At 66.9% G+C, this 21,239-nt stretch carries 18 protein-coding genes; 5 read left to right on the top strand and 13 right to left on the bottom strand.

Features of this window, described 5'->3' with window-relative positions; all coding sequences use genetic code 11:
- Positions 1-32: 32 nt before the first annotated feature.
- The 5 genes from AB0T83_RS15985 to AB0T83_RS16005 form a co-directional block, all read right to left on the bottom strand.
- Complete coding sequence (locus tag AB0T83_RS15985) at positions 33-1,286, bottom strand: ABC transporter substrate-binding protein (protein ID WP_366194222.1); 1,254 nt, start codon at positions 1,284-1,286, stop codon at positions 33-35.
- Positions 1,287-1,380: 94 nt separating this feature from the next.
- On the bottom strand, positions 1,381-2,814 hold the full coding sequence (locus AB0T83_RS15990) for a sulfatase family protein (protein WP_366194223.1): 1,434 nt from the start codon (positions 2,812-2,814) through the stop codon (positions 1,381-1,383).
- Positions 2,811-3,626, bottom strand: a complete 816-nt coding sequence (locus tag AB0T83_RS15995) for an SDR family NAD(P)-dependent oxidoreductase (RefSeq protein ID WP_366194224.1) — start codon at positions 3,624-3,626, stop codon at positions 2,811-2,813. Before AB0T83_RS15995 ends, AB0T83_RS15990 begins: the two co-directional genes overlap by 4 nt.
- Complete coding sequence (locus AB0T83_RS16000; RefSeq protein ID WP_366194225.1) at positions 3,623-4,699, bottom strand: ABC transporter ATP-binding protein; 1,077 nt, start codon at positions 4,697-4,699, stop codon at positions 3,623-3,625. The genes AB0T83_RS15995 and AB0T83_RS16000 overlap by 4 nt, the downstream gene beginning before the upstream one ends.
- A 14-nt stretch (positions 4,700-4,713) precedes the next feature.
- Entirely contained in the window at positions 4,714-6,420 is a 1,707-nt protein-coding gene (locus tag AB0T83_RS16005; RefSeq protein WP_366194226.1) for an SMP-30/gluconolactonase/LRE family protein, read from the bottom strand.
- 117 nt (positions 6,421-6,537) lie between these two features.
- Between AB0T83_RS16005 and AB0T83_RS16010 the strand changes: the two genes are divergently transcribed.
- Positions 6,538-7,689, top strand: a complete 1,152-nt coding sequence (locus AB0T83_RS16010) for a mandelate racemase/muconate lactonizing enzyme family protein (protein ID WP_366194227.1) — start codon at positions 6,538-6,540, stop codon at positions 7,687-7,689.
- Here the strand turns inward: AB0T83_RS16010 and AB0T83_RS16015 are convergent.
- From AB0T83_RS16015 to AB0T83_RS16030, 4 genes are read right to left on the bottom strand one after another with little or no spacing between them, the layout of a single operon-like run.
- Complete coding sequence (locus tag AB0T83_RS16015) at positions 7,686-8,483, bottom strand: 3-methyl-2-oxobutanoate hydroxymethyltransferase (protein WP_366194228.1); 798 nt, start codon at positions 8,481-8,483, stop codon at positions 7,686-7,688. The two genes, AB0T83_RS16010 and AB0T83_RS16015, sit on opposite strands and share 4 nt — an antisense overlap.
- Positions 8,480-9,595 (bottom strand): NAD(P)/FAD-dependent oxidoreductase, encoded by a 1,116-nt coding sequence (locus AB0T83_RS16020; RefSeq protein ID WP_366194229.1) that lies wholly within the window; start codon positions 9,593-9,595, stop codon positions 8,480-8,482. The genes AB0T83_RS16015 and AB0T83_RS16020 overlap by 4 nt, the downstream gene beginning before the upstream one ends.
- Positions 9,592-9,915, bottom strand: a complete 324-nt coding sequence (locus AB0T83_RS16025; protein WP_366194230.1) for a non-heme iron oxygenase ferredoxin subunit — start codon at positions 9,913-9,915, stop codon at positions 9,592-9,594. The genes AB0T83_RS16020 and AB0T83_RS16025 overlap by 4 nt, the downstream gene beginning before the upstream one ends.
- Entirely contained in the window at positions 9,915-10,991 is a 1,077-nt protein-coding gene (locus AB0T83_RS16030) for a fatty acid desaturase (protein ID WP_366194231.1), read from the bottom strand. Before AB0T83_RS16030 ends, AB0T83_RS16025 begins: the two co-directional genes overlap by 1 nt.
- A gap of 97 nt (positions 10,992-11,088) precedes the next feature.
- Here AB0T83_RS16030 and AB0T83_RS16035 point away from each other — a divergent pair, with 97 nt between their 5' ends.
- Positions 11,089-12,105 carry a LacI family DNA-binding transcriptional regulator gene (locus tag AB0T83_RS16035; protein WP_366194232.1) on the top strand — a complete coding sequence of 339 codons (1,017 nt, stop codon included), beginning with the start codon at positions 11,089-11,091 and terminating at the stop codon, positions 12,103-12,105.
- A gap of 201 nt (positions 12,106-12,306) precedes the next feature.
- Entirely contained in the window at positions 12,307-13,374 is a 1,068-nt protein-coding gene (locus AB0T83_RS16040; RefSeq protein ID WP_366194233.1) for a tyrosine-type recombinase/integrase, read from the top strand.
- 135 nt (positions 13,375-13,509) lie between these two features.
- On the opposite strand, the gene AB0T83_RS16045 is transcribed toward AB0T83_RS16040, so the two are convergent.
- Together AB0T83_RS16045 and AB0T83_RS16050 are read right to left on the bottom strand one after the other, a co-directional pair.
- Positions 13,510-14,622: a ParB/RepB/Spo0J family partition protein gene (locus tag AB0T83_RS16045; protein ID WP_366194234.1), complete on the bottom strand. Its 1,113-nt coding sequence runs from the start codon at positions 14,620-14,622 to the stop codon at positions 13,510-13,512.
- Positions 14,622-15,938: an AAA family ATPase gene (locus AB0T83_RS16050; RefSeq protein WP_366194235.1), complete on the bottom strand. Its 1,317-nt coding sequence runs from the start codon at positions 15,936-15,938 to the stop codon at positions 14,622-14,624. The genes AB0T83_RS16045 and AB0T83_RS16050 overlap by 1 nt, the downstream gene beginning before the upstream one ends.
- A gap of 387 nt (positions 15,939-16,325) precedes the next feature.
- Between AB0T83_RS16050 and AB0T83_RS16055 the strand changes: the two genes are divergently transcribed.
- The gene (locus AB0T83_RS16055; RefSeq protein ID WP_366194236.1) at positions 16,326-17,042 is read left to right on the top strand and encodes a DnaA N-terminal domain-containing protein; all 717 of its coding nucleotides are present in this window, start codon (positions 16,326-16,328) and stop codon (positions 17,040-17,042) included.
- A 134-nt stretch (positions 17,043-17,176) separates the two neighbouring features.
- A complete protein-coding gene (locus AB0T83_RS16060) occupies positions 17,177-19,141 on the top strand; it encodes an acyltransferase family protein (protein WP_366194237.1) in 1,965 nt (654 codons plus the stop codon).
- Positions 19,142-19,214: 73 nt separating this feature from the next.
- On the opposite strand, the gene AB0T83_RS16065 is transcribed toward AB0T83_RS16060, so the two are convergent.
- Both AB0T83_RS16065 and AB0T83_RS16070 read right to left on the bottom strand, forming a co-directional pair.
- Positions 19,215-20,753: a tripartite tricarboxylate transporter permease gene (locus tag AB0T83_RS16065; RefSeq protein WP_366194238.1), complete on the bottom strand. Its 1,539-nt coding sequence runs from the start codon at positions 20,751-20,753 to the stop codon at positions 19,215-19,217.
- A gap of 10 nt (positions 20,754-20,763) precedes the next feature.
- Positions 20,764-21,195, bottom strand: coding sequence for a tripartite tricarboxylate transporter TctB family protein (locus AB0T83_RS16070; RefSeq protein WP_366194239.1), 432 nt, complete (start codon positions 21,193-21,195; stop codon positions 20,764-20,766).
- Positions 21,196-21,239: the final 44 nt, after the last annotated feature.

Here is a 21,239-nt window from a genome sequence, read left to right on the forward strand (position 1 = left end):
CCGCGCCGTGGCGGAACCGGTCGCAAGGTCGGTCAGTCGGCCATCGCCGTTTCCAGGCGGGCCTGCATGTCGTCGGCGGCCTGCTCGGGCGATTTCTGGCCCAGGATCGCAGCCTGCACCTCTTCGCCGATGATGCCGGCCACTTCGCCGCCGTTGTCGAGCGAGGCGATGGTGTTGCGGCGCGGCGCGACCGAGGCCTCGGCCCAGTCCTTCAGGTATTGGTCCCCGGTGATCCGCTCCGAAGCCAGCCCGGCCTTGGTGGTCGGCAGCACGCCCTGGTCGGCGGCGTAATCCACCAGAACCTCATCCGACAGAAGATGCATCACGAAGGCCAGCGCGGCACTGTCGGAGGTGGCGTTGTCGTCCCCGAACAGGGCGATGACATGGCCCCACTGGATCGACTGCGGGGTGTCACCCTCGGCCAGCACCGGCCCCATGATCGGCTTGACCGCCGCGTCGATTTCTTCGTCCCGGCCCGAGAAAGTGCGGGCAAAGGCGCGCGCCACCGGGGCATCCAGATAGAAGGCCGTGGCGCCCTGTGCGAACAGGCGGCGCGAATCGGGGCGGTCGATTTCCGGCGCGGCCAGGCGTTCGGCCACCAGCATGGTCAGATAGGCCAGCGCCGCCTTGCCTTCGGGCGAGTTGACCACTGGCTTGCCATCGACGATCACGTCCGACCCGAAGGTCCAGCTCCAGATCAGATAGTCCAGCAGGATTGAGTTGTTGTTCTTGGTGGCCAGCGCATAGGGCACCGAGTTGGGCACATTGTCCCGCACCGCAATCAGGGCGGCGGTGAATTCCTCGACCGTGGTCGGGATCTCGGTGACGCCGGCGGCCTCGAGCACCTCGGTATTGGCGACCCAGCCGATGGTGCCGCCGATCCACGGCAGCGCCAGTTGCTTGCCGTCGATATCGCCCATGGCCAGGAAGCTGGCCGGGAACATTTCTTCCAGCTTGTCCTTGCCGATGACCTCGTTCAGATCGACCAGCGCGTCGATGCCCGAAAAGGTCGGCAGCATCCGGCCCTGGATCTGGCTGACGTCCGGCAGCGTGTTCGACCGCGCCCGCAGGAACAGGTTCTTGGGCAGATCGCCCCAGGCATAGGCCTGAATGTCGACGGTGTTGCCCGTGGCCTCGAAACCCGCGGCCATATCGGCCAGCTTGTCCTTGCCGGTCTCCTCGGCCCCCAGCCAGTTCATGAATTCGACCTCATCCGCCGATGCGGCGGACAGCGACAGGGCGACAGCGACCGTCGCGCCTGCGATTTTCTGCACAAGATGTTTCACCTGGTTCCTCCCTTGGTGTCTTTTGAAACTTAGTTCCAACTTATCACTAGCGCGCAAGCGGCCCTGAAGCAAGTTCTTTGAAACTTGGTTTCAGTTATTGCCCGTCGGAGGGGTATGGCCGTGACCAGCCCCTGTGGAAAAACCCGTGCGGCGGCTGCGACCGGGCGCCGGGCACCCGCTTGTCCACATGGCCCGCCAGGGTGGCGTCCAGCATCTCGCGCAGCAATTCGATCTCCAGCGCCTCGCGCACCGGGGCCAGATCGGGGTCGGTCAGACGATTGTCCTGCTCCATGGGATCGGTCTCCAGATCGAACAGGGCCTGCGCCCCGTTGCCATACCGCACCAGCTTGTGCCGCGCCGAGCGCGCCATCACGCCAAGGCTTGTCATGCCGCAGATCACCCGGCCTGCATCGGCGGGCGCACCCAGCGGTTGGCCTTGTGCCTGCGTCGCCGGGTCCAGCCCGGCCCAGTCCAGAAAGCTGGGAAACAGGTCCAGCAGGCTGCGCGGGGCGGCGTCGCGGGCGGCACAGGGGGCGCGGAAATCGGTCACGATCAGCGGCACATGTACCGACGATTCGTGGAAAAAAGTCTTTCCCATCAGGCCATAGTCGCCCAGGTAATCGCCGTGGTCCGAGGCAAAGACGACGATGGTGTTGTCCAGCCGCCCCGAAGCCTCCAGCGCCGCCAGCACCTTGGCGACATCTTCGTCCAGACGCTCCACCAGCGCGGCATAGTGGTGCCGGATGCGCCGGATCTGATCCGCGTCCAGCGTGCTGTAGTCCAGATCGGCCCAGCCGCGCTTGTAGCTGGCGATGAACTCGTCCCGGTGGCTGTCGCTTTCGGCCGTGGCCTGGATCGGCGCGGGCAGCCCGTCCGGGTCGATGCGGTCCAGCGCCTCGGGCGGCGGATCATAGGGGCAATGCGGGCCGGGAAAGCCCACCATCAGCGCAAAGGGGCGCGGGTCGTCATAGGCGCGCAGCCAGTCGGCCGCCTGCCCCGCGACCCAGCGGTCCACCTGCGCTTCATCGGGCAGGTCGCTGAGCGAGGCGCCCTTGTGCGCCTGATACCCGCGCTGGTCGTTGCCGTGGTGCTTGGCCAGCCCGCGCGCCGCCAGCCAGTCGGCATAATCGTCCTGCACGTGGATGTGGCGCTTGTCCTCGGCGATGATCCGGGTCTCGAACCCCTCTGAAATATCCCACGGGTAGAAATGCATCTTGCCGATGGCGGCGGTGTGATAGCCGCCCTCCGACAGGATCTCGGGCCATGTGCGCACGCCCATCGCCTGCCTGTCCGGACGCAGCCACGACAGGTTGTCGACGACCCCGTTGCTGGCCGCACTCTGCCCGGTCAGCATCGAGGCCCGCGCCGGCACGCAGATCGGGCTGGGCGAGATCGCCATGTCATGCCGCACCCCCTGCCCGGCCAGCGCGTCGATGGCCGGGGTCGCCAGGAAATCCGCGCCGTAGCAGCCCAGGAAATCCGGGCGCAGCTGGTCGGGCAGCAGGAACAGGATGTTGGGTTGGGTCACACCACGCCTCCATCGACGATGAAACTTTGCGAGGTCACCAGACGGCTGTCGTCTGCCGCCAGCCACAGCGCCATGCGCGCCACATCCGGCGGCAGCAGAAATTCCTTCAGGCATTGCCGCGTCAGGTAGTCGTCGAACTTGTCCTGATAGATCGCCTTGGCGCGCACCACCTGCCGTTCGGTCAGGATCCAGCCCGGTACGATGCTGTTGACGCGGATGCCGTGGACGCCCCATTCGCGAGCCAGGGATTTGGTCATCCCCTGCACCGCCGATTTGGCGGTGGTATAGGCGATCAGCCCCGGCGCGCCCTGCATCCAGCTGTTCGATCCCATGTTGACGATGGCACCGCCGCCCTGCGCCTTCATGTCGGCACAGACCGCCTGCGCGGCAAAAAACTGGTGCCGGATGTTGGTGTGAAAGCGTTCGTCCCAATAGTCGGGCGTCACCTCTTGTGCGGGCAGACGGTCGTCATTGCCGGCATTGTTGACCAGCACGGTGACCGGGCCGATCCGACCGCGCAGATCGTCCACAGCCGCCTGCAACGCCGCAATGTCGCGCAGGTCGGCCACGGCAAACTCCGGACGGGTGCCGGTGGCCTGCGCCACCGCCCCGGCGGTGGCCTCGGCCCCTGCGGCGGACAGGTCGATGAAGCCTACGCGCGCACCCTGATCGCAGAAGGCCTCCACAAGACCCGCGCCGATGCCGGAACCGCCCCCCGTAATCAGCACCCCGCGCCCCTTCAGAGACGGGTAGCGCGCGGCCTCGACCGCGACCGGGCGCAGTTCGGGATGGCTGTCGTAAAGATCGCTCATGCGGCCGCTGGCACCTCGGCGCGGGCAATGCTCAGCCCCTCCGCATCGAAATAATGGAGGCTCCGATCCTCGAAGCCCACCGACACCGCGGCGCCAGGGTTGATGGCATATTCGCCGTGCAGCCGCACCAGGATCGGCCGTTCGACTCCGGCGATCGACACATAGGCAAAGGTGTCGCTGCCCAGATGTTCCGAGGCCATCACCGTGCCGGTCAGCGTGTTCGCCCCGGCCTCGGTGATCTCCATGTGCTCGGGCCGCACGCCGATCTCGGTCGGGGTACCGGACATGGGTGCTGCAACACTGCCGCCGGGCACCGACAGCCGGTCGCCGCTTTGCCCGATCACCGGCAGGAAGTTCATCTTCGGGCTGCCGATGAAGCCCGCGACAAAGCGGTTGTCCGGGGCGCGGTACAGGTCCAGCGGGCTGCCGATCTGCTCGATCCGCCCGGCGCGCATGACCACGATCTTGTCGGCCAGCGTCATCGCCTCGACCTGGTCGTGGGTGACATAGATCATCGTGGTGCCCAGCCGGTCCTTCAGCCGGGCGAACTCCATCCGCATGTCCACCCGCAGCGCCGCGTCGAGGTTCGACAGCGGTTCGTCGAACAGGAAGATCTTTGGCTCGCGCACGATGGCCCGGCCGATGGCGACGCGCTGGCGCTGACCGCCCGACAACTGCCGGGGCTTGCGGTCCAGATAGCTGTCGATCTTCAGGATTTCCGAGGCGCGGGCGACCCGCTGGTTGATCAGCTCCTTGGTCTCGCCAGCAAGCCGCAGGGCATAGCCCATGTTCTCGGCCACGGTCATATGCGGGTACAGCGCGTAGGATTGGAACACCATGGCGATGCCGCGCTTGGACGGCGGCACCGCGTTGACCAGTTCCCCGTCGATGGCGATCTCGCCGCCGCTGACCTCGTCGAGGCCGCAGATCATGCGCAGCAAGGTGGACTTGCCGCAGCCCGAGGGGCCGACGAACACGGTGAATTCGCCGGTGTTCACATGCAGGTTAATGTCCTTGAGGACCTCGACCTCGCCGTAGCGCTTGGAAAGATTGCGGATGTGGAGTTCGGTCATGAGTTCTTCCCTGATTATCCTGCGAACCGGGTTTCGGGCTGGCCCCGCACCCCGGTGTCAACCGACAGAAGGCTGCCCGACAGGGGCGCCTCGGCGAGGACCTGCGACGACAGACGGATGCGCGCGGTGGTGATGAAAAGCGTCGACAGGTCCGGCCCGCCGAAGGTGCAGCTGGTGGGCCGTGGCACCGGCACGTCGATCACCCGGTCCACCTTGCCCTGCGGATCGAAGCGCACCACGGCCCAGCCATCCCAGCAGGCGGTCCAGACGTGGCCCTCGGCATCGACGGTCAGCCCGTCGGGCACGCCAAAGCTTTCGTCCAGCCGCACGAACACCCGGCGGTTGGCGATGGTGCCGCGCGCGGCGTCGAAATCATAGGCAAAGATCTCGCGGCTGCCGCTGTCGGTGAAATACATGGTGCGGTCGTCCGGGCTCCAGCCCAGGCCGTTCGAGATATGGATGCCGCTGTCCATGCGGTGGCTGCTGCCGTCGGCATCGATGCGCCACAAGTTGCCATGGCCCGGCGCGGTGTTGATCGCCAGCGACCCGACCCAGAACCGGCCCTGCCGGTCGCATTTGCCGTCGTTGAAGCGGTTGCCGGGAATATCCGCCTCGGGTTCGGCCAGCAGCCGCAGCGCGCCGTCGGCATCCATCAGCTTGACCCCGGTTTCGGTAGCCACCACGAAGCCGCCCGACACGCGCGGCACCACGCAACCCACCAGTTCGGGCAGTTCCACCTGCTGTCGGGTGCCGCGCGCCGGGTCGCCGGTGACGACGCTGGGCGCCAGGATATCGACCCAGTGCAACCGGCCCTCGGCCTCGGACCAATGCGGCCCCTCGGCCAGGAAATCCATGCCCGGCACCGCCACATGCACATTCTGTTCGCCGGTCCCGCTGGGGCGCGGATTGACGTTGATCGACATGGCCAGTTCCCCGATGTTGCCCGAGATCCGCCGTGCCGCCTCGATCACCTCGCGGCCCAGGGCATGCAGCCGCTCTTCGCTCAGGCGGAAGGACGGGCCGACGATGCCCACCGCGCCCAGCGGCTCGGCGTTGTGGTCCAGGATCGCGGCGGCGACGCCGCTGATGCCCTCGTGCAACTCTTCGACGCTGATCGCATAGCCGCGCGCCTTGATGATGTTCAACTGCTGGTCCAGATCGCCGCCGGTCACCACGGTGCGGTCGGTAAAGGCGGTCAGGAATTCGGCCTCGGCCAGCCGGTGCCGCTCGGCCATGCCCAGATGCGCGGCGATGGCCTTGCCCATGGCGCTGGCGTGCAGGGCGGCGCGGCTGCCGACGCCATTGGCGATGCGGATCGGCTGCGGCTTCTCGCGCTGGTCGATGTACAGAACCTCGCCCTCGCTCAGCACCCCCAGCCGCACGGTTTCGCCGGTCAGGTCGCGCATCCGCACCAATTCGGGCTCGGCGGCGCCGCGCAGGTCGAACTGGTCCCAGACCCGGTGCGCCAGCTCGAACGGGCGCGAGCCCAGACGGTAAGTCTGCACCTGCGCATCCAGCGCCAGATAGCGTTCGTCCACCAGCGTCTGCAGGATCCGGTGCAGCGTGCCCTTGGGCAGGCCCGAGGCCTCCAGCAGCGACGTGAACCGCTGCGGCTTGTCCGAAGCCGCCACCATTTCGATCACCGCCAGCCCGCGCGTCAACGCCTGCATGCCGGGCTGCGCCCCGTCGGTTTTTCCACGCTTGTCCGGATTTCCGTCCACCCGAGCCGACCCTCCCCTGGTCCGTCGCAACGGGTTTTCCCATTGCCAAATCTCGCCGTCTGTATAATTTGAAACTCAGTTCCAAGTCAACGCGCCAATTGCCCTGCGAGGTCAGAAATGAAAATCCGAAGCTGCCATCACGCCATGGTGCGCGTGCCCTTCCGCGAAACCATCGAATGGGGATCGGGCACCCGGATCGGCACCACGCGGCTGGTCTGCAAGATCGAAACCGACACCGGGATCATCGGCTGGGGCGAGACCCTGTGCCTGATCGACGCCGTGCCCGCAGTGTTCGAGAAAATCGTGGCCCCCATGGCCATCGGCTATGACATCAGCCAGGTGGAACGGTTCTGGCGCAACGTGCAGGGCGCTGGGTATTACCACCACAAGCGCGCCGCCGTCATGGCTGCCGCAGCGATGGAAATGGCCATGTGGGACGCGCTTGGCAAACATGCGCGCCTGCCGGTCTCGGCCTTCTGGGGCGGCGCCTATCGCACACGGATCGAGGCCGCGGCCTATCTGTTCTCGCGCGATCCGGCGCAATTGCGCGACCGCCTGCAAGGGTTTCTCGATGCGGGCTATACCACCTTCAAGGTCAAGATCGGCTTCGACGCCGCCAGCGATATCACTCTGGCCGAAACCGCGCGCAAGGTGATCGGCCCCCACGATCTGCGGCTGGATGTGAACGGCGCCTGGACACCGGGCACCGCCAAGCGGCAGTTGCGCAAGCTGGCGCCGCTCGACCCGGCCTATGTGGAACAGCCGCTGGAACTGGACGATCTGGCGGGAACTGCCGCGCTGCGGGCGTGGTCGCCGGTGCCAATTGCGCTGGACGAAAGCGCTTATACGCTGGCCGACGCGGGCAACATCCTCCGCGCGCAGGCCGCCGATGTGCTGCTGCTCGACCCGCATCAGGCCGGCGGGCTGTGGCAGGCGCGCAAAGCGGCGGGCGTGGCCGAATCGGCCGGATTGCCGGTGGGGCTGCATTCGGGGGCCGAGCTTGGACCCTCGCAGGCCGCCTATCTGCATCTGGCCGCAGCCACCCCCAATGCCGCCATCGCCATCGACACCGAAAGCGCCTATCTGTCCGACGACATTTCGCCCGACGCGCCCGCCATCCGCGACGGCGCCTTTGCCCTGCCCGAAGGGCCGGGGCTGGGCGTCTCGGTGGATGAAGAGGCGCTGGAACGCTACCGCGTGCCCGACATCCGCGGCGCCTATCTGAACCCCGCCCGGCCCGGCTGGTTCCCCGAGAAACCCGCCTATTAGGACGCGGGACGGTCCAGACGGTCAAGGAAGGCGGCGAATTCCTCGTCTTCGATGGCGACGGTTTCGCGCGCCGACGGGAACGCCCCGCTGTCGCACTCCTCCCGGAACGCGCGCAGGGCCGCGACCCGCATCCGGTGCAGCCGCGCCTGTTCGGCGGCCAGATCCGCATAAACGCGGGCATGGCGCGGGATGCGGCCCTCGGTCTCGCCGGTGATGTCCGAGGTGAACAGGAAGTCGCCGTCGCAGCCGCCGCCCGAGCCCATCGAGAACACGATCATCGAGGTGCGGCGCGCGATCTCGGTAGCGACCCGTTCGGGCACCAGTTCCATCTCGACGGCAATCGCCCCGGCATCCTCATAGCGGCGCACCGCGTCCCAGACCTTTTCGGCTTGCGCCACGGTCTTGCCCACCGGTTTCATCCCGCCGGTCCAGGTGGCGCGGCGCGGGATCAGCCCCACATGGCCGACCACCGGCACGCCCTCATCTGCCAGCCGCCGCACGACCTTCTTGCGCATCGGGCAATAGACGGCATCGGCACCGCGCTCCATCGCGTCAAAGGCGCGGGCCAGTTCGGCCTTCTTCGAATGGGACTCGCCGTGACGCAGCCCGAACACCAGAAACAGCGAGGGTGCTGCGGCCCGGATCTGGTCGATGCCCGGTGCCAGCCGCGCGGTGGCCACCTCGATCCCGGCGGCCTCGGCGGCACGCGCCAGCACCACGTCCTGAAGGGTCACCTTGGTCAGCTTGCGCTTTCCCTTGCAGGCCAGCAGATCGGCGACCGTCATCCGGCTCATGCGGGCGCCCCTTCCGGCAGTGGCGCATCCAGCGTGGCGCGGGCCTTGCGGACGCTGCGCAGGGCCTTGCGCGATCCGGCGGCGAACTGGCCGACCAGACGGTCCGCCTGCGTCACCGCCACCGACAGGCCGCCGTCGGGATGCGTCGTGACCTCGGCCTGACCTTCGGGCGAGCCCACGCCTTCCAGCGTCACGTCGCCCTGATCCGACCAGAACCAACTGTCGGGCTTCCACCGGGACGGGCGGCCCAGCATGGTCTCGGCAGCGGCGATCCCCATAGCGCGCGCCGCCGCGTAATTCTGGCAAGCCAGCACCTGCCCGCGATCCTCCACACAGGCCGCATCGCCCGCCGCCAGAATACCGGCGGCCGAGGCGCGCATGTCCGGCCCGACCACGATCCCCTCGCGGCGTGTTACCAGCCCGGCGGCGCGGGCCAGCCGCAGATCGGGCGCCGCCCCGATGGCCAGGATCACGATGTCGGCGGGCAGGCGCGCGCCCGACCGCATCCCCCCCTGCCCGTCCGACAGGCTGTCCAGCGTCTCGCCAAAGCGCAACGCAACGCCCGCCGCCTCCAGCCGCGCCACCATGACGGCCGCGATCGCCTCCGGAACCACCCGCGCCATGGCGCGCGACCCGGCCTCGACCACCGTTACCTGCGCGACCTCGGGCGCAAGGGCCGCGGCCAGTTCCATGCCGATCAGCCCGGCGCCGACGATCACCACCTGCGCCTTTGGCGTCAGCCGGGCGCGCAGGGCGCGCACGTCGGCGCGCGTGCGGCAGGTCAGCGCCCCCTCCAGCCCCGGCACCAGCACCGGCACCCGTCCGGGCGCCAACAGGATGGCATCGAAGGGCGCGCTCGGGCCGCTGACGCTGTCGATCCGCCGCGCCCCGGCATCCACCGACAGCGCCGCCCCGGTCATCGTGACCTCGGGCAGCGGGATCGCGGTCGGCAGATCACAGCCGATGCGGCCCTTGCTGAGCCCCGGCTTTTCATAGGGCGCGTCCGGCTCGCCGTTGAACACGCAGATCTCGCCGTCGAAGCCCTGATCGCGCAACTGCCGGGCGCAGGCCATGCCCGCCAACCCGGCGCCGATGATGCCGACGCGCCTCATGTCGCTTCGTCCAGCCGCGCCAGCAGCCGGCCATTGTCCACGCGGGTTTCATAGCTGCGCAGCCCTTCGGTCACCGGCCCGCCACTGGGCCGCCCGTCGCGCAAGTTGAATCGTCCCTGATGGCGCGGGCATTCCAGCACGCAGCCGAAGACGAACCCCTCGGCCAGTTCCACATGCTCATGGGTGCACAGCCCGTCCACCACATAGAAGTTGTCCGCATCGTCGCGCACGGCAACATAGACCGCGCCGCCATGCGCAAAGCGCAGCACGTCTTCTTCCTCGATATCCGCCGTCGCGCAAACGTCGATCCACTCCGCCATCAGGCGGCCCTCCTGTAATCCGTGTCCAGTATCCGCTCCGCCCCGGTCCCCCCGGCGCCCTCGGGCAGCACCCGGCGGGCGTAGTGCGAGGGATCCTTCAACTGCCGGATCAGCGTACGTGCGATCTCGCCATAGGCATCGGCCAGCCCGGTATAGGGCGCCGGGCAATCGTGGCGGATCTCGGCGTGCAGCGCCGGCAGGTTGTAGAAGGGCACCATCGGGAACATGTGATGTTCAACGTGATAGTTCATGTTGGTGTAGAGAAAGGAGAACACCGGGTTCATCCGCACCGTGCGGGCGTTCAGCCGGTGATCCAGAATATCCTCGTCCAGCCCGGCGTGCTGGGTGAAGGCCTGCGCGTAATGCAGGAACGAGCCATAGATCCGCGGCAGCCCGACAAACAGCGCCGGCAGGAGGCTGCCCGTCAGCAGGCAGGCCGCAGGGATGGCCATCAGGAACAGCACGAAGATGCGGCTCCAGCGGATCATCTCGCCGTGCTGGGTGTCCGGCACATAGGAAGCCACTTCGGCGGGAATATGCCCCCGCGAAATCGCCTCGATGTTGCGCAGCTCATGCCACAGCCCGCGAAGGTACCACAGGCCAAGGATGGCCAGCGCGATATGCGGCGGCCGGGGCGAGGCGATCTCGGGGTCATGGCCCACAAGGATGGTGTGGGTGTGATGCCGCGAATGGCTCCAGCGCCAGCGCACCGGTTCGCGCAGGGTCATCAGCGACACCAGCTTGTACAGAACCTCGTTGACCCGGAAGGCGCGGAACGGGGTGCCGTGGGACAGTTCGTGCCACTTGCTGTCGGCCGAATTGTAGATGACGCCATAGACCAGAAAGGCCGGCACCGCCCACCAGCTCGGCCAGGCCAGCCCGGCTAGAACACCGCTGCCCAGCAACAGCGCCAGCCACAGCCCGAAATGCCGCGCGGCCTTGGCATTGCTGCGCTGCACCAGCTGCTTCAACCGCTTGCGCGGCACCGGCGTCGTGTACCAGCCCACGTCGTCGATCGCCGCCTCTACCGCGGGATCGCGCTCGGGGCGCAGATCATAGGATTTCCAGTCGGCCATGACATCCTCCGTAACCGCGGATTCGCGGTGTCCCTGCACTGATGTTAGGCGTATAACACCATTGATGTTAGACGTGCAACATCCTAGGCTCCCCGGCATGAAATCCCAAAGACCGCAGATCACCCTGGACGACGTTGCAACCCGCGCCGGGGTCACCACCATGACCATCTCGCGCTATTTCCGGACGCCGGAAAAGGTCTCGCCCGCGACGCGGGACAAGATCGCCGCCGCCATCGACCAACTGGGTTATGTGGCCGACAGCACCGCCGCGCGGCTGGCCGGCAAGACCCGGTCGCTGCTGGCGGTCATCACCCCGTCGCTGGCCCTGCCCTATGTCCCCGAGATCATCGAAGGCGTGTCCGAGGTCGCCGACCGGGCCGACGCAGCACTGATGCTGCACGAAACCCGGTTCGACCTGACGCTGCAGGAACAGCGGATCGAGGCCGCGATCAGCTGGCGGCCCGATGGCATCATCTTCATCGGCGACACGATCTCGGACCGCTCCCGTCGTCAGATCGCCGCCGCGCAAATTCCTTTTGTCGAGGCCTGGGCCCAGTCCGACCACCCCGTTGGCATCGACGTCGGCCTGTCGCACAGCGATCTGGCCCGCGACATGACCCTGCGCCTGATCGGCGCCGGCTACAAAACCATCGGCTTCGCCGTCCGCCGCATGGGCTACCGGGTCGAGGCCGAACGCCTGAAAGGCTACCAACAGGCCATGACCGCACACGGCCGCGCGCCGCAGGTGTTCGAATGCGGCGATCAGGCGACCTCGTTTCAAAGCGGCGCGCAGCTGCTGACCATGGCGCGCGCCGCAACCCCGGCCCCCGACGCCCTGTTCTTCGCCGGTGACCTGCTGGCCGCCGGGGCGCTCTTCGAAGCCCAGCGTCAGGGCCTCCGCGTGCCGCAGGACATCGCGATCTGCGGGTTCGGCGACTACCCGATCTCGCGCGAGATCGTGCCCAGCCTGACCACCGTCGCCCTGCCGACCCGCGCCCTTGGTCGCCGCGCCGCACACCTGTGCCTGCCGCAAGCACCGCAGCCGTCGCCGCCCGAACCCTGCACCTCCAGCTTCGTCGAACGCCAGTCGGCCCGCCTCGCCCCCGTACCCTGAGCCGCACCCGCGCCGCCCAACTTCCTGTTTTCACAGCGGATCCGGGTCTCGACGTGTTCCCTGATTCATGGAGTTCTTATGTGCATTATTATATTTTTTTGCGCATCACCCTGACGCGATCCATTGCGCCCGGTTCACCGCCGATAATCCCTTATTATCAAAGCCCTTGAGAACCGTCCTCACTTCCCCCAAACTCCGCCCATGACACGCCCCTCCCCTCCCCCGCCGCTGCTTCTGGCCGAGGCCGCCCAGCACCTGTCGCAGACCGACCGTGACGCGTTGCACGACCTCTATCTGCGCGGCACGCCGGACAATACCCTGCGCGCCTACGAACGCGATCTGGTCTATGTCACCGCCTGGAAAGCCGCGGCCTTCGACGCCCCGCTGGACTGGCCCGAGGCCGAGAACGTGGCCCTGCGCTTCATCCTTGACCACGCCCGTGACCTCTCCGACGCGCCGCTGACCGACCCCGCCCGGATCACCGCCGAGACGCTGATCGACGCGGGCCTGCGCCGCCATCTGACCTGCCCCGCGCCCTCGACGCTGGATCGCCGCATCGCCTCGTGGCGCGCCTTTCACGGCATGCGCAACCTCGCCAACCCCTTCGAAGCGCCGCTGGTCCGCCAAGCTCGCACCAAGGCCCGCCGGGCCGCCGCCCGCCCCCCGGCCCCGAAATCCGCCCGCCCGATCACCCGCGACCTGCTGGAAGACCTGCTTGCCACATCCGGCCCCGGCCATCGCGGATTGCGCGACCGGGCGCTGCTGCTGACCGGCTGGGCTTCGGGCGGCCGGCGCCGGTCGGAACTCACCGGGCTGCATCGCGCCGACATCGACCTGGACGACTTCGAGAAATCCGGCGTGGTCTGGATCCGTCTCATCGAGACCAAGACCACCACCCGTGGCGACACCCCGCGACTGGTCCTGAAAGGCCGCGCGGCCCGCGCCTTGGTGGCCTGGATCGACGCGGGCAAGATCACCAATGGGCCGCTGTTTCGCGCCATCTCGAAATCCGACCGGGTGCTCAAGCGCGGGCTGGCGCCCGAGGCCGTGGCCCATATCCTGCGCCGCCTGCTGGTCGCTGCGGGCTATGCCTCCGATCACGCCAGCCCGCACGGCCTGCGGTCCGGTTTCCTGACACAGGCCGCACTGGACGGCGCCCCGATCCAGGCGGCGATGCGCCTGTCGCTGCACCGCTCGGTCTCGCAGGCACAACGCTATTACGACGACGTGGACATCACCGAGAACCCGGCAACCGACCTGCTGGATTGATCCAGGACCCACCGTTTTTCCCACCACCACCGGCCCAAAGAAAAACCCCGCCAGAGGCGCGAGCCAGTCCAGCGGGGTGTTTCCCAGGGCCGTAACCCGTGGGTTACCTACGTCGATTTTCGGGTAACCCGTGGGTTACTCCACATCCAGTGGCTTGATGCGCGGCTCGATCGGTGGGGTGTCCTTCAGCGCCTCTTCAAACAGCCGCACGGCCCGTTCCAGCCGGTCGCGGGGAATGACGGTGAAGTCGCGCTTGCTGACGATCCGGCATTCACCATCGCGCGCGGTGACCTTCAAAGACCCGATGGCCAGTTCATACTTCTCGCGCCGCTGCGGACGCGTTGCCGGCTTGGCCCCGTCCTTGCGCAGTCTCTGGCCGTAGCTCAGGAAGCCCGCGATTTCCTCGGTCTGCTGATCCTCGGACACACAAGCCTCCAGCATCCGCCGCAGGGTGCTGGTGCGCTCGGGCTGCGCCTTCAGCATCCGCGCCAGATCCACCCCGGTGTTGCGCGAGATCGCCTTGGGCCATTTCACAGCCCCGTCCAGTTCTGTCAGCAGAAACACAAAGCTGCGGATGTAGGAGCGTTTCATCTTGTGCAGCGAGGCATAGAGCCGGCCCACCATCGCCTCGGCATCCTCGCCGTCAACCAGCGGGTCGCGGGCCGCACTGATCGCCACCTGCGCCATCTCGGCGAAGGTCAGATCCTGGCGGATGACGTTTTCCTCGACCATGTCAACATAGCGCGACACCCGGTCCGGGGCTGTGCCATCGTCGGTGCCCTCGATGCGCGCGGTGACGGTCAGAAAGGCGGTATCGCCGGTTTCCTGAAACAATTGGGTCAGGGCGGTCAGACGCCGCCAGCCTTTCTTCAGCTGATAGCGGCCGCGGGCATCGAGATAGACCTCGATCGGTTCGCGTTGACCCCGGGCGCGGATCGAGGCCTTGAGTTCCTCCATCTCTTCCGAGACCGCGACCTGGTCCAGTTCCAGACGGTCGCGGGGCAGGTCGTCGGTGTCGATCTCGGTGGTGCGCAGGTCCACCAGGATGCGGCCCTCGTCCTGTGCTGTCCGGAAGGCCTTGGCGTCGGCGGCATTGCGGCGGCGCTGTTCGACCTTGGCCTCGGTGGATTGCTGCAGGCTTTCGGCGGCTTCGCGCACCGCCGCGCCCATGGGGCCCACCGAGCGTTCGCGGCGGGGCGAGGGGGCGGTGTCGAGCGGGCCGAAGCCGAATTTGTTCTTGCCGGTCATCATGCGTCCTCCCGCATCCGTTGCGGCTGCGGCTGGTCTTGCCAGGCCGCCAGCAGACTTTCCTTGAACTCGCCATAGGCCCGGTCGAAGCTTTGCCGTGCGCGTTTCCAGGTGTCGCGGGTCATCATGCGGTAGTCCTGTTCATAGACCGACATCTGGAAGCGGCCGGACTGTTCGACGGCGCGGGTCATCTCGATCGGGTGGCGGCAGACATCGGCACCAAAGACATTCTGGAAGGCGCCCATCATCGCCACGTGCAACGGGTTGGCGGCCTCGAAGCGGGTCATCAACAGGCGGATGTCGCGGAACCGCTTGGGCAGGGCGATGCCCGCATCCTCGGCCAGGTCTCCGAAGCCCTCCGAAATGTCGGCCATGGCATCGCCAAGCTGGCCCAGATAGCTGGTGGTGCTGTCGTATTCCCAATAGCCGGGGCCCGAGGGGATATAGAGGATGTCGGCGGCGAAGGCGGCGTTCAGCGACTGGTAGCCGATGGCCGGGGGGCAATCGAAGAGGATCAGGTCGTATTGGTCGTCGGGCAGTTCGTCCAGGTAGCGGGCGACGCATCCGAAGAAGCTCCACGCCTTGTGGACCGAGCGATACTGGGCCGAGGCGAATTCCACGAAGGCGGCGTTGGCGCAGGAGGGGATGATGTCGATGGTCGGCCAGCAGGTTTTCTGGATGAAGTCCTGGAACCGTTGCGCGCCGATCGACTGCACATCCTCGGGCAGCTCGTCCGAGGCGGGGTAGGGGCAGTCGTCGGGGTCGTCGTAACTGGCGGCGATGCGGTCGGCCTCGCGGCACAGGTCGCGGCACATGATGCCCCAGACCGTGTTCCATTCCTTGACCTCGACCAGCCCCATGGAGTGGGTCAGCGTGGCCTGCGGGTCGAAGTCGATGACCAGCACCCGGTAGCCGTCCAGGGCGGCGGCATTGGCCAGATGCTGGGCAACCACGGTCTTGCCGACCCCGCCCTTGAAGTTGGAGACCGCCACCCGCATCGCCCGGCCCTTGGGGCGGTCGGGCAGCAGGGTCTTGCCGCGGAAACGGACGCGGCGGCGCAGCTCGTTGATCTCGTGCAGCGTGAACCAGCGCTGGCGTCCATCTTCCTCGGTATGGCCCTGCGGCAGCGAGGGATCGTCGGCCAGCTTCTTGCGCAGGGTGTCGGCGGCGACATTGAACATGAAGGTGGAGATTTCCCAGATCGAGAAGGGGCGGAGGGATTTCACCTCGCCCGGGGAAAAGGTTGCCTTGCGCACCGCCGATTGCTGCGCAAGGCTGCGTTCGTTCATGGATTGGAGATCGGAATGGTCTCGCATATGGCCTGCCTCGTGTTTTTTCGTCTTGTTTCTTGAATAACGGGATTTTTTGATTTTGGCAAAACCGGAATTTGCAGATCAATTATTGCAGGAGAATGCCGCAGGCCAAGGGGGTTTGCAGGGCCAAGCACCGAATTTGGACAGATTTGGTGACAGGCACGGCGGCATCCGGCAATATATGGTGACACCAACGGGCCGATAGGGTGACAGGCAGGCTGTCCCCCTTCTCCTATAAACCCTAAACAATCTTTCTTTTGAGGGTTTTGCCGGGAAATCCCGAATTTCGCGCGGAATTGACAAATTACGGGAATTCATGCCTATTCTGGTCTCAGATGGAATCGGGGCGAGAAACGACCTCTGATCCACGAGGCAGTGTAGAGGCAGCGCATGTTCGACGCCAAGCGCATCGCCGGCCCTGGGGCCGGAGTGATGAAATATGACCTGTTGACGGCCCTGAGTGCGGCGGCGCTGAGAGGGTCGGTCACCGAGCAGACTTCGGTCTTGCGGCTCGTGGCGCTGGTCACTGCCCGCTACAACTGGGTGCGGGACGAGCTGAGCAGCGGGCAGGAGGAGATGGCCCGGATCTGGGGCGTCACCCTGCGCACCGCCAAGCGCGAGGTCAAACGGCTGATCGACATGGGGTTGCTGATCCTGCTGAAGGCCGGGGTGCGGGGACGGGTTGGCCGCTATCGCCTGTCTCGGCCCGGCATCGTCGAGTACTCGCGGACCATCTGGCCCGAGGTCGGGTCGGATTTCGAAGCCCGGATGCAGGGGGTGACGGGGCAGGGGCCGCGAGAGGATCCGCCGGGGGACGGGACCAAACCAGAAACCAAGGTTGTGCAGGTCAGCTTTGGCGCGGAAGATGTGCCGGGGCAGGGGCGCTGGGGCCGGGTGCAGGCGCGGTTGCGCACGGCGGCGCCCGAAGCCTATGCCAACTGGTTCCGCCGGCTGACGCTGGCCAGTGCCGAGCGCGGCATCGTCACGGTGATGGCGCCCAATCCCTTCGTGCGGGACTATGTGACGGTGCATTTGCAGGGCCAGCTGATGCAGGCGGTGGCCGCCGAGTTCGGCGATGTGCAGCGGCTGGACGTGATCGCCGGGTGAGTGCGGCAAGCTTGTTCAAAGACTTGAAACACTTTCGTGTCGAACCATGATATTCAAGATTAGTATTTTGATTCTCGATTTGGCGTCGTGCGCGGTCCGATGAATGTGGACGCCACCGTCGCGGGCAGGGCTGGATGCGGTATCGCAGGGACATTGACGGGCTGCGCGCGGTGGCGGTTGCGCCGGTGATCCTGTTCCACGCCGGTATCCCCGGCTTTGCGGGCGGCTATGTCGGGGTCGACGTGTTCTTTGTCATCTCGGGTTTTCTCATCACCTCGATCCTGCTGGAAGATCTGGACCGGGACCGGTTCTCGATCCTGCGGTTTTACGAGCGGCGGGCGCGGCGGATCCTGCCGGCGCTGGTGTTCGTCTGCCTGTGCTGCCTGCCGCTGGCCGCGGCAATCATGGTGCCGGCGGAGATCGCCGAGTTCAGCGCCAGCCTGCGGGCGGTGGCGCTGTTTTTCTCGAACGTCCATTTCTGGCTGAACAGCGGCTACTTCGACACCGCCGCCGAATTGCGGCCCCTGCTGCATACCTGGAGCCTGGCAGTGGAGGAGCAGTTCTACATCCTGTTCCCGCCGTTTTTGTGGCTGGTCTGGAAGCTGGGCCGGCATTGGGCGGTGGTGGCTGTGACGGTCGTGGTTCTGGGCAGTCTGGTGCTGAGCCAGATGATGGCGCCGCGATTTCCGCTGGCCAATTTCTTCCTGCTGCCGAGCCGCGCCTGGGAGCTTGGGATCGGGGCGCTGTGCGCCTTCGCCCTGCAGGGCGGGCGGGTGCGGGCCAGCCCCTGGGCACCTTGGGTCGGGCTGGCGATGATCGGCGCGGCGGTGGCGCTGTTTGACGAGGCGACGCCGTTTCCCTCGGTCTACGCGTTGCTGCCGGTGCTGGGCACGGCGCTGGTGATCCTGTTCGGCGGCGGCGCCGGGGGGGCCGTGCGGCTGCTGAGCCTGCGCCCGGTGGTCGGGCTGGGGCTGATCAGCTACAGCGCCTATCTGTGGCACCAGCCGCTGTTCGCCTTTGCGCGCATCGGAAGCGTCACCCCGCCCGGCATGGGTGTCATGCTGGGGCTGAGCCTGCTGGCGGTAGCGCTGGCGGCGCTGAGCTGGCGCTTTGTCGAGCAGCCGTTCCGCCATGGTGGCGCGCCTCTGCTGGCGGCGCGGTCGCGGCTGTTCGGGGTGTCGGCCCTGGGCCTTGCGGGGCTGCTGCTGGCGGGGCAGGCGGGGGTGGCAACGGGCGGCTGGCGCGATCTGTGGATGCGGCTGTCGCCGCCCGACATGGTGGCCAATTATCGCCTGATCGAAGCCGTCGAGAAGGAATCCCCCGACCGCGATGGCAATGATTGCCTGTTCCATGTGGCCCGGCCCGAGCCTACCGATCCGCGCCTGCAGGCCTGTTTCGACCGCCATGGGCCGGGGGTGGCGATCCTGGGCGACAGCCACGGCATGGACCTGTTCAACGCCATCGAGACCACCACCGGCGCGCCCTTCGTTGCCAGTTTCGCCGAGGGCGGTTGTCGTCCGCACACGCCGCGCCATTTCTGCCGGTTCAAGGAGTTTCTGGCGCTGCTGGAGGCGCAGCCGGAGATGTTCGAACTGGTGATCTTCGAGCAGGCCGGGTTCTACCTGATGCAGGGCGAAGGCTATGACCACGGCCAGCGCGGGATGCTGGCGGATCTGCCCATCGATGCACCGGTGCCGGAGTTCACCCCCAACACCGACTGGATCGACCGCAACATCGCCTATCTGGCGCAGGTGGCGGCGCGCACCCGGCTGGTCTGGTTCGGGCCCCGGCTGGAGCCGCATTTCCCGGCCCGGATGATCCTGCGGGCGGGCTGCAGCTATCCCTATGCGCTGCGCGACAACCAGCGCGCGGTGTTCGACCGGCTGGAGGCCGAGATCGAGGCGCGGCTGGCGGGAACGCAGATCGAATACCTGTCGCAGAACCGGCTGGCCGGGTTTTCCTTCCCCGAGGATCTGATGAATTGCGACGTGATCTACTGGTCCAGCGGCGATCATTTCAGTGCCGAGGGCGAGCGCTATTTCGGCACCCGCTTCCGCCTGCCGGAACGGCTGCTGGAGGCGGGGCCGGACGGCTCCTGACCTCGCGCGGGACACGAAAAGGCCCGGCCGTCGCAAAACGGCCGGGCCTGCGTGGCAGGGCAGGGGCGGAAGATCAGTCCGAGATCGACCCTTCCTCGTCGCCGCGCTCGTGCATCTTCGATTTCACCTTGCGGCCCACGATCAGGGGCAGGATGAAGCCGATGGTGGCGAACAGCCACAGGCCGATGGACAGCGGGCTGTCGATCAGCGTCCACCAGTCGCCGTTGTCGATGGTGATGGCGCGGCGCAGGTTGTTCTCCATCGAGTTGCCCAGAAGGGTGCCGAGGATGATCGGCACCAGTGGCACGTCAAGCTTGCGCAGACCCCATCCCATGACCCCGAAGCCGATCATCACCAGCAGGTCGAAGGACGAGCCCGAGATGCCGTAGATGCCGACGAAGGACACCATGGCCACCACCGGCATCAGGATGCGCGGCGGCACCATCAGCACGCGGGTGAACAGGCCCACCATGGGGATGTTCATGGCCAGCAGCATGAAGTTGGCGATGAACAGCGCCGCGATCAGGCCCCAGACAACATCCGGGTTCTGGGTGAACAGCAGCGGGCCGGGGGTGATGTTCAGCGCCAGCAGCACCGCCAGCAGCACCGCCGTGGTGCCGGAGCCGGGCACACCGAGCGCCAGCATCGGCACCAGCGCGCCACCGGCGGCGGCATTGTTGCCGGCCTCGGGGGCGGCCACGCCGCGCGGATCGCCCTTGCCGAAGGTCTTGCCGTCCTTGTCCACCAGCCGCTTTTCCAGCGAGTAGGAGATGAAGGAGCCCAGCGAGGCGCCGGCACCGGGCAGCACGCCCGCCAGGAAGCCCAGCACGGTGGAGCGCGCCATGGTCGGAGCCGTGTCCTTGAGCATGCTCATCGGCGGCGTCAGACGGCCGATCTTCACCGGGGCCGAGGCGTCGGCCTCGCCGTGGCGTCTTTCGAGGAAGATGAAGACCTCGGACAGGGCGAACAGGCCGACGATGGCCACCAGGAAATCCAGCCCGTCATACAGGTGCACTTCGCCGAAGGTGAAGCGCGGCACGCCGGTCTGGGTGTCGACACCGATCATCGCAAGGCCAAGGCCCAGGGCGGCGGCAAAGGCCGATTTCGCCTGGTTGGTCGAGGACACGCCGCCCAGCGTCATGAAGGCCAGCGCGAACAGGGCGAAATATTCCGCCGGGCCGAACAGCAGGGCGATTTTCACCAGCTGCGGTGCCAGGAAGATCAGCCCCCAGGTGGCGAAGAAGGCACCGACGAAGGACGCGATGCCCGACAGCGACAGCGCCTGTCCGGCCATGCCCTTCTTGGCCATCGGGTGGCCGTCCAGACAGGTCATCATTGCCGGTTCATCGCCGGGGATGTTGAGCAGGATCGACGAGATCCGGCCGCCGTACATGGCGCCGTAATAGACCGAGGTCAGCAGGATCAGCGAGGGCGTCGCGCCAAGGCCGAGGGTGAAGGCGAGCGGGATCAGGATGGCGACGCCGTTGGAGGGGCCAAGCCCCGGCAGCGCGCCCATGATGGTGCCCAGAAAACAGCCCAGAAGGGCCAGCAGGATGTTCTGCCACGTCAGAGCGATGGCAAAACCGTCCGCAAGGGATGCAAGTGTGTCCATGACGTACCTCTCAGAACCCCAGCGGGCCGCGGGCCAGCGACAGGCCGAGCACCAGATGGAAGATGACGTAGATGCCCAGCGAGGTGCCGATTCCGGTCACGACCGAGGCGATCAGGCCGGAGCCGAGCCGCCAGGTCAGATAGGTGGCGGCAAAGGCGGTGGCGATGACGAAGCCGATCTCGGGCAGCAGTTCGGCGTACAGGATCATGACGACGACGGCGGCCAGAACTTCGGCCAGGCGGGGCAGGGCGGGCCATTCGGGTTCGGGGTCGGGCTTCAGCGCGATGACGATCGAGCTGAGACCGAGCACGGTGGCGATGATCAGCGGGAAGGCTTTGGGACCGACGGCGTCGGACAGAAAGCTCTCTTCGATCGCGAAGGCGGCCAGGGCAAAGCCGATCGCGATAAGCAGGCCGACCACGCCGAAGATGCGATCACTCATGGGGATCTCCTTTTCGGGGCAGGGCAGGATGGGGGGCAGCTGGG

It is taken from the genome of Meridianimarinicoccus marinus, assembly GCF_040689105.1.
In the GTDB taxonomy this organism is placed as follows: domain Bacteria; phylum Pseudomonadota; class Alphaproteobacteria; order Rhodobacterales; family Rhodobacteraceae; genus Meridianimarinicoccus; species Meridianimarinicoccus marinus.

Excerpts from the sequence above, each read along its gene's own strand:
- AB0T83_RS16030 (WP_366194231.1), bottom strand. The coding sequence starts at position 10,991 with ATGGCCGACTGGAAATCCTATGATCTGCGCCCCGAGCGCGATCCCGCG.
- AB0T83_RS16055 (WP_366194236.1), top strand. The coding sequence starts at position 16,326 with ATGTTCGACGCCAAGCGCATCGCCGGCCCTGGGGCCGGAGTGATGAAA.
- AB0T83_RS16040 (WP_366194233.1), top strand. The coding sequence starts at position 12,307 with ATGACACGCCCCTCCCCTCCCCCGCCGCTGCTTCTGGCCGAGGCCGCC.
- AB0T83_RS16035 (WP_366194232.1), top strand. The coding sequence starts at position 11,089 with ATGAAATCCCAAAGACCGCAGATCACCCTGGACGACGTTGCAACCCGC.
- AB0T83_RS16015 (WP_366194228.1), bottom strand. The coding sequence starts at position 8,483 with ATGAGCCGGATGACGGTCGCCGATCTGCTGGCCTGCAAGGGAAAGCGC.
- AB0T83_RS16025 (WP_366194230.1), bottom strand. The coding sequence starts at position 9,915 with ATGGCGGAGTGGATCGACGTTTGCGCGACGGCGGATATCGAGGAAGAA.
- AB0T83_RS16045 (WP_366194234.1), bottom strand. The coding sequence starts at position 14,622 with ATGACCGGCAAGAACAAATTCGGCTTCGGCCCGCTCGACACCGCCCCC.
- AB0T83_RS16070 (WP_366194239.1), bottom strand. The coding sequence starts at position 21,195 with ATGAGTGATCGCATCTTCGGCGTGGTCGGCCTGCTTATCGCGATCGGC.
- AB0T83_RS15995 (WP_366194224.1), bottom strand. The coding sequence starts at position 3,626 with ATGAGCGATCTTTACGACAGCCATCCCGAACTGCGCCCGGTCGCGGTC.
- AB0T83_RS16050 (WP_366194235.1), bottom strand. The coding sequence starts at position 15,938 with ATGCGAGACCATTCCGATCTCCAATCCATGAACGAACGCAGCCTTGCG.
- AB0T83_RS16065 (WP_366194238.1), bottom strand. The coding sequence starts at position 20,753 with ATGGACACACTTGCATCCCTTGCGGACGGTTTTGCCATCGCTCTGACG.
- AB0T83_RS16060 (WP_366194237.1), top strand. The coding sequence starts at position 17,177 with ATGCGGTATCGCAGGGACATTGACGGGCTGCGCGCGGTGGCGGTTGCG.
- AB0T83_RS16020 (WP_366194229.1), bottom strand. The coding sequence starts at position 9,595 with ATGAGGCGCGTCGGCATCATCGGCGCCGGGTTGGCGGGCATGGCCTGC.
- AB0T83_RS16000 (WP_366194225.1), bottom strand. The coding sequence starts at position 4,699 with ATGACCGAACTCCACATCCGCAATCTTTCCAAGCGCTACGGCGAGGTC.
- AB0T83_RS16010 (WP_366194227.1), top strand. The coding sequence starts at position 6,538 with ATGAAAATCCGAAGCTGCCATCACGCCATGGTGCGCGTGCCCTTCCGC.